This is a genomic window from Paenisporosarcina sp. P5_A11, assembly GCF_056400705.1.
Map to the genome: position 1 here is coordinate 1 of NZ_JBFUKT010000159.1, position 7,703 is coordinate 7,703.

Genomic DNA, 7,703 nt, shown 5'->3' on the forward strand with positions numbered 1-7,703 from the left:
GGTTTACATACAGCTTTACAATTAGTGAAGGAAGGAGCTAATGTTGTTCTTTGCGCACGTGGAGAGGAAAAATTAAAAGAAGCTGCAGCGTTTATAAAACGTGAAACTGGAGTAGAAGTATTAATTGTTTCTGCTGATATTACAAAAGAGGATGAGTGTAAAGAAATCATTCAAAAAACAGTAAATCATTATGGCCGTATTGATATTTTAGTTAATAATGCAGGCACATCTTCTACAAATCCCTTTGAATCAGTTGATACAGATTTATGGCAGACTGATTTAGATTTGAAGTTATTTGGAGCAATACATACGTCAAAAGTTGCTATACCCTATATGAGAGAAGTTGGTGGTGGGGCTATTATAAACGTAACAGCAGTTTTAGGGAAAACACCTCCTGCAAATTCTTTACCAACTACAGTTAGTCGAGCAGCGGGAATGGCTTTGACAAAAGCTATGAGTAAAGATTTAGGAAAAGACAATATTCGTGTCAATACAGTTTGTATAGGACTGATTAGAAGCGATCAAATCGAATTGAAATGGAAAAACGAAGCTCCTGAAATTACTTGGGATGAATATTCCAGAAATGTAGTAGGTCCTTCAATTCCACTAAATAGAATTGGAGAAACGTCTGAAGCAGCAAATGTCATTACTTTCTTAGTATCAGATGCAGCTTCTTATGTAACTGGAACATCTGTTAATATCGATGGTGGATCTGGTGGTACACTTTAACTAAAAGAAATAAAAAACGAACCCCGAGTGTAAGGTCTATGAAAAGTTGCCACTTTGGGAAATTTATCATTTTTATTTGTAATAGGTTTATATTAGTCTTTACTTCAAAACTTCAAATTTGATTCAATTGAAATGGACTTCAAAAAAGCTATACTCATCCTATAAATGCATAAAGTAAAAAAGGCCGAATGCTTTAACACTCGGCCTTGCAATTAAAAGCGTCAAGAAGAGCGGTTAACTTTGGATAACTGAAATAACCGTCATTTCCTTGATAGGAAATATGTTTTCCTATCGGTAATTGATGAACTGAATGTCAATCGGCAGCTCTGCTTGTTTTATCGCTACAATAATTGCTTGAAGGTCATCTCGGTTTTTACCAGTTACACGGACTTGATCATCTTGGATTTGAGTTTTTACTTTAACGCCACTGTTCTTAATAATGGTGTTTATCTCTTTAGCTAAATCTTTATCAATACCTTGAATAAGTTTGGTTCGTTGGCGAACAGTCGCCCCAGATGCACCTTCGAGTTTACCATATTCGATGTTCTTGATTGATACATTACGCTGAATCAACTTGCTAATTAAAACATCCTTCAATTGCTCTAGTTTGTATTCATCATCGGAAACAAGCACTATTTCTTCATTATCTAAAGAAATAGTACTTTTGCTACCTTTAAAATCATACCGAGTCTTGATTTCTTTCGTCGCCAACGTGACGGCGTTTGTAACTTCGGAAAAATCCACTTCAGAAACAATATCAAATGAACTATCTTTTGCCATGATAAAACCTCCCATATTTTCTTTTCTACTATAACAAAAAATCAAGAAATTCACCGTACTTACTGCTTAATATCTTATTGTTATCTTAGAGTTTCATGTCTAATGGTCAAGTACCCGAAATAATCCTAATGAATTAGTAATAGCATCTATTATAAGGAGAAAAAGATGAAAAGAATTGCTATCCTTTCAGATATACATGGAAATATGCCTGCATTAGAGGCAGTGATTGAAAATATTAAATTACGTGAAATAGACGAAGTTATTTGTATTGGTGATCTCATTGGTAAAGGTCCTGAACCAGCAAAAGTAATTGCGAGTATTAGAGAACATTGCGATGTTGTCATTCGAGGGAATTGGGATGAATTTATTTTAAATGAATCAGATCGCGAATCGATTAAATGGCAACAAAACCAATTAAGTGATAAAGATAATAATTATTTGAAACAGCTTCCGTTTTGCTTTGAATTTATGCTTGGTGAAAAGTTTATACGATGCGCCCATGCTTCTCCACGATCAGTAAATGAGCGGATCTCACCATTTCATCCGCTAGAAAAGCAAGAAACGTTATTCGAAAACAGCGAGCTAACGATGAATATTTGTGGTGAACGAACACCTGATTATTATATTTACGGTGATATTCATTACGCTTGTGTTAAGCCTATTAAAGGAAAAGGGATTTTGGTGAATGTCGGGAGTGTGGGAAATCCATTGGACGTACCTGAAGCATCATATTGTATTCTCGAACAAGTTGGAAAAAGTGTTGGTGTTCAACTAGTACGTGTTCCTTATGATAAAGAAGTGGTTCTCAAAATATCAAAAGAAGTTGAAATGCCTAATATTGATGTATATAGAGCAGAAATTATTGAATGTATTTATCGCGGAAGAAAATAGAAATTAGCTTATAGAAATATATATCACTCCAACAATGAAAGTACTATGGGATTATGAATGAGCGAGCTGAATTAGTAGTGTCACCTATTTATCTAAATATAAATAGAGTAAATGATGCAATGCAGTTTTTCAAAAAAACGCACTCGATATGGAATGATTTTAAGCAAGTTACTCATCCTATAAAACAGGAAATGAGGTCAATCATGCGAAAAACATTTATCGTACTTGGTACAGCACTGATTTTAATTACATTCAATTCAGCGTTAACACATTTCTCAACTAATGCTCATTCCCAACAAGAAATTCCATCCTACGCTAAGTGGGGTAAGCTCGCTATGAAAGAAACACAATCAAAATATCCGGATGCGAATATTATTGACTACCTGCATGAAGGAAGCGAGACTAAAGGGGATTCAACAATTGAGAAGTTTAAGCTATGGTTAAAAGATGGTGACAAGGAATTCGGAGTTTTTGTAAGAATTGAATACACTACCGAAACAGAAAAAGTCGTTGATATCAAATTTGAAGAAACCTCTAGATAATCCAACACAATCGTATTGAAATTACGTCTGGAGTACTAGGTTGTTATTAAAACTAAGGAAGAATTGATTGAGTAACCTAATCTAGAAGACCAAGCACGCAAAGGATAGCTAAATAGCAACAATTCAAGTACACAAATGAAATGCAATTCTGAGGAGTGTAGAGTAATTGTTGATATGGTTAGGCTGCTTTCCACAGAATATTTTAGGGAAATGAGTTCTCTAAATTAATATGACAAGGAGATAAATAAAAGCACATCTTTACAGGGAGAGCAAAAAAAAGGTCGAAATCCACTAAAGATTTCGACCTTTTTAATATTGATCGGATAAGAAAATCGTAACAGCTGGACTGTCCGAAAAGGATTGGTTGGTCTTTAAGAAGAAGTCGATTTAGTTGGATCCATTATGGAACAATCCCGAGATGTTTTACATAAAAATATAGAGTCACTAAATCCGCACTTAGAGAAGTAACCAAAAGGTGAAAGAGGCAATTCCCAGCCACTTTCGCCTTTTTTATTAACACCTGTCTTAATGTTCCTTCTTCAACTAATAAGGGGAGATTGGTTGAGGAAAACCCGTTTTTACGGATTGATTATTAATGAAACAATCGCGTAATAAATATGAAGTAGTTAGTATGGCCAGATAAAATATAATTGAAAACTGAAATAAGAAAAAAGGATGTAACTGTACATTTACATCCTCTATGAACTAAAGCACTTCAACCTTATTTGGAAGAAGTGCTTTTTTTAAAAAAAGAAAAAAGTATTGACAAAAAGTTTCCTTCAGGAATAAAGTGAGTGTAATAACTATATATTTTCCTTAGGGAAACTTTTTTGAGGAGGGTCAAACAATGAGTGAAGAAAACAATGTGTCTAGGCGTGATATTTTAAAGTTGGGGTCTGCAGGAGTTATTGGATTAGCCGGCAGTTATTTTGTAAATACAATGGCGGGATTAACTCCCGTAGTTAAAGCTGCTACCCACAGTGGTAAAAAGCACGGCAACATGAATCACAGTAATAATATGACGGATGTATCAAAAAGCGATGGCTATAAAATGGCTGAAAAATTACTTACTACGTTTGATTATGGAAAAGTGAGTATTTTGCCAAATGGCCAGACATTGAGAGTATATGAAGTTGAGGCGATTGATAAAGAGATCGAAATTGCAAAAGGAATTAAATTTCCCGGTTGGACCTATAACGGAACGATTCCTGGACCGACATTTCGTTGTACTGAGGGTGATCTTTTACGTTTTCATTTTACTAATAAAGGTAGTCATCCTCACTCGATTCATTTTCATGGAATTCATCCACCAGAAATGGATGGATTGGAGCCCATTTATCCCGGACAAAAATTCACGTATGAATTTGAAGCAAAACCATATGGATTACAAATTTACCATTGCCATGTCATGCCTTTAGCTCGACATATTCATAAAGGGTTATATGGTAATTTTATTATCGATCCAAAAAAGCCAAGAGAACCGGCGTTAGAATTGAACATGGTCATGAATGGGTTTGATTTAGATTTAGACGGTGAAAACGAATTTTATACGGTAAATGGCTATGCGAATGCCTTTATGAATCACCCGATTAAAATCAAGAAAAATCAGCTCGTTCGAATATACCTAAGTAATTTGACTGAATTCGATTTATTGAACTCGTTTCACTTACATGCGAATTATTTTACGTATTATCCAACCGGTCGAAACGATAACCCTTCACAATTCACTGACACAATTATGCAATGTCAGGGTGAACGAGGGATACTAGAAGTTCGTTTTCCGTATACAGGAAAATATATGTTCCATGCTCATGTAAGCGAGTTCGCTGAGTTAGGTTGGATGGGATTCTTCGAAGTTGAATAAGGGAGGTTTACACAGTGAAGGTTAAATGGTTAATTTCAGGATTAATTCCTATGTTGCTACTTATCGTAGTAGTTGCATGGGTGATGATAAATGGCGCTGGTATTGAAAAAGACCCAGCTGCCCCAATCGAGGTATTAAATATTGAACGTATAAATACAACAATGAACGGATTTGAATTATCAATCAGTAATACGGGCCCAGAACCATTAACGATATCTCAAGTAATAGTAAATGATTCAATTTGGAATTTTAGTGTCTCTCCATCAGAAACATTTAAACGATTTGAAGAAGGAAAAGTCACGATCAATTATCCGTGGGTGCAAGGGGACCCACACGTAATTAAGATTATTACTGACAACGGAATTATTACAGAAGGTGAAATTGCAGCAGCTACTCTCACACCAGAAAAAAGTTGGAGCAATTTCCTTAATTATGGATTTATCGGCTTTTATGTAGGAGTTGTCCCAATTACATTAGGATTATTGTGGTATCCGTTTATGAAACGTTTCTCGCGAAAATGGATTAACGCGATTCTTGCTCTTACAGTTGGGTTACTTCTATTCTTATTTATTGGAACTTTGGCTGATGGCTTTGAAATCGGTGCAGAAGCTCCAGCAGTTTTGCAAGGTAACATGGTGGTTATTCTAGGTGCATTACTAACTTTCATATTATTAATTGGTTTTGATCAATATCAACAAAAAAGATTAGAAAAGAAAGCTTTTTCACCTTTTAATATTGCTTTGTTGATGGCTGTCGGAATCGGGCTTCATAACTTTGGAGAAGGATTAGCAATAGGGACTTCTTTTTCACTAGGTGAAGCTGCACTAGGAACATTTTTAATCATTGGGTTTACTCTTCATAATATTACTGAAGGTATCGGAATAGCAGCACCTTTATTAAAAATGAAACCTCGTATCCGAGACTTTGTATTACTTGGAATAATAGCAGGTGCTCCTGCTATTTTAGGTACTTGGTTTGGTGGATTTATTTTCTCACCAATACTCGGAGCGTTGTTCCTAGGGATTGGTGCAGGTGCCATTTTACAAGTAATTTATGTCATCACAAAAATGTTAATAAACGATCACAAGAAACATTTAGAACCAACTGTTTCTTGGCTAAATTTCAGTGGTTTTGCAGCAGGTCTATTAATCATGTATCTTACAGCCTTTTTTGTGAAATATTAAATTGTCCTGAGGTGAAAGGAATTGAAAAGAAATCTTCCTGAAAAAAGGAGCCAATTTGGTATTTGGCTAGATAAACAGAATGATATAAATATATCTGTGTTAGAAGAAGCTTCTAACATTGGTTATGCAACCATTTCAAAAATATGCAACAATCAAAATTATTTACCGAGATTTTCAACGATTGCTAAGATAAATAAAGGTTTAAAAGAACTTGGGAAAGATATTAACTTAAATGATTTTTTGATAAATAGTTTAGAAATATGATAGTTGTCTATTTAAAAATACAGTAAAAATAGGAGGATACCATGATTCAAAACATAGGAATTCCAGGATTGATCTTAGTTTTAGTAATTGCGCTTATCATTTTCGGGCCTTCTAAGTTGCCTGAAATCGGTAAAGCATTCGGTTCAACATTAAGAGAATTTAAAAATTCAACTAAAGATCTTTTATCAGATGACAAAAGTGTTGTGAAAACTCAAGAGAACGAACATAAAGACATAAATTAAAGAAGAGTAATAAAAATTTGCAGGTTTCAAGGAGGGGTGTAGATGAAAGGTCAAAGCATGAAAGTTGTTCAACATTTAGAAGAATTACGTAAGGCAATTATTATCACATTAGGAATTTTTCTATTGTTCTTTTTGCTGGCCTTCATTTACGTCCAAGATATTTATCACTTACTCGTCAAAGACTTACCATTTAAGCTTGCTTTATTAGGACCAAGTGACATATTAATGGTGTATTTAATGATTGCAAGTGTTGTCGCTTTAGCCGCTACCATGCCTATTGCTGCACATCAAGTTTGGCGTTATATCAGTCCCGGATTGACAGCAAAGGAGCGTAAAGTGACGCTTGCTTATGTACCAGCACTATTTATTCTATTTATTGTAGGAATTAGTTTTGGATACTTTATTTTATTTCCTTTAGTGATGAGTTTTTTGATGTCATTATCCGATGACATGTTTACGACTTTTTTCACAACAGAAAAGTATTTCCGATTTTTGTTAAACATGACTTTACCTTTTGGATTTCTATTTGAACTGCCAGTCTTGATTATGTTTTTAACAAGTTTGGGAATAATTAATCCATATCTTCTAACAAAAATAAGGAAATATGCGTATTTCGTGTTGATTATTACATCCGTAATAATTACACCACCAGATTTCATCTCAGATATTCTTGTGATCATTCCATTATTACTTTTATATGAAAGTAGCATCACTTTATCTAAATTTGTTTATAATCGACAACAAAAAGCGAAAGATAAATTAGTTGTGTAACAAGCCACTGTTCGCTAGAACTAAATTTAACAGCTAAAATCATAAAAGCTATCAGAAGAAATTCTGATAGCTTTTATGAATTCTTACGAATACCAAACCGACAATAATAATATTCAAATGCTTGTTTGAATATAAATTCTTTCCTGTTACAATCAAGATAAAGAGAAAATAGGGGCTTTGCAGTTGAAAAAATCATTCATCTTAACATTACTTTTTCTTTTCAATTTGCTCCCTCTGCTTTAGGGCACTCTAGACTTTCAAGTTCTTAAAGCATAACCTTACTGTTTAACACAACAGTTGAGAAAACAAGCATTCTTAAAGTACTCAATGAAAACGGAGTAGAGATACCTATTGAAGAAATCTTAATAAAACAGAATGAAATGATAAAGTTCCTGGTTTCGGAGGAATTAGACCTTCTGTAAGTGGTGTTCCTTGT

9 protein-coding genes are annotated in these 7,703 nt (G+C 34.3%); 8 read left to right on the plus strand and 1 reads right to left on the minus strand.

The window, feature by feature from the left end:
* Positions 1-729 (plus strand): SDR family NAD(P)-dependent oxidoreductase (locus tag AC1DOS_RS16015; protein WP_477538301.1); only part of this gene is annotated, 729 nt, incomplete at its 5' end.
* 288 nt (positions 730-1,017) lie between these two features.
* Here the strand turns inward: AC1DOS_RS16015 and AC1DOS_RS16020 are convergent.
* Positions 1,018-1,509, minus strand: coding sequence for a YajQ family cyclic di-GMP-binding protein (locus AC1DOS_RS16020; protein ID WP_477538302.1), 492 nt, complete (start codon positions 1,507-1,509; stop codon positions 1,018-1,020).
* A gap of 165 nt (positions 1,510-1,674) precedes the next feature.
* On the opposite strand from AC1DOS_RS16020, the gene AC1DOS_RS16025 reads away from it, so the two are divergent.
* From AC1DOS_RS16025 to tatC, 7 genes are all read left to right on the plus strand, one after another.
* Positions 1,675-2,400: a metallophosphoesterase family protein gene (locus AC1DOS_RS16025; RefSeq protein WP_477538303.1), complete on the plus strand. Its 726-nt coding sequence runs from the start codon at positions 1,675-1,677 to the stop codon at positions 2,398-2,400.
* Positions 2,401-2,603: 203 nt separating this feature from the next.
* Positions 2,604-2,942 (plus strand): DUF3889 domain-containing protein, encoded by a 339-nt coding sequence (locus tag AC1DOS_RS16030; RefSeq protein WP_477538304.1) that lies wholly within the window; start codon positions 2,604-2,606, stop codon positions 2,940-2,942.
* Between the two features lie 847 nt (positions 2,943-3,789).
* Positions 3,790-4,806 carry a multicopper oxidase domain-containing protein gene (locus tag AC1DOS_RS16035; protein ID WP_108585851.1) on the plus strand — a complete coding sequence of 339 codons (1,017 nt, stop codon included), beginning with the start codon at positions 3,790-3,792 and terminating at the stop codon, positions 4,804-4,806.
* A 14-nt stretch (positions 4,807-4,820) separates the two neighbouring features.
* Positions 4,821-5,990, plus strand: a complete 1,170-nt coding sequence (locus AC1DOS_RS16040) for a ZIP family metal transporter (RefSeq protein ID WP_477538305.1) — start codon at positions 4,821-4,823, stop codon at positions 5,988-5,990.
* Positions 5,991-6,011: 21 nt separating this feature from the next.
* Entirely contained in the window at positions 6,012-6,254 is a 243-nt protein-coding gene (locus tag AC1DOS_RS16045; protein ID WP_477538306.1) for a helix-turn-helix domain-containing protein, read from the plus strand.
* Between the two features lie 41 nt (positions 6,255-6,295).
* The gene (locus AC1DOS_RS16050) at positions 6,296-6,496 is read left to right on the plus strand and encodes a twin-arginine translocase TatA/TatE family subunit (RefSeq protein WP_477538307.1); all 201 of its coding nucleotides are present in this window, start codon (positions 6,296-6,298) and stop codon (positions 6,494-6,496) included.
* 42 nt (positions 6,497-6,538) lie between these two features.
* Positions 6,539-7,267, plus strand: coding sequence for a twin-arginine translocase subunit TatC (gene tatC / locus AC1DOS_RS16055; protein ID WP_477538308.1), 729 nt, complete (start codon positions 6,539-6,541; stop codon positions 7,265-7,267).
* The last annotated feature ends 436 nt before the right edge of the window (positions 7,268-7,703 follow it).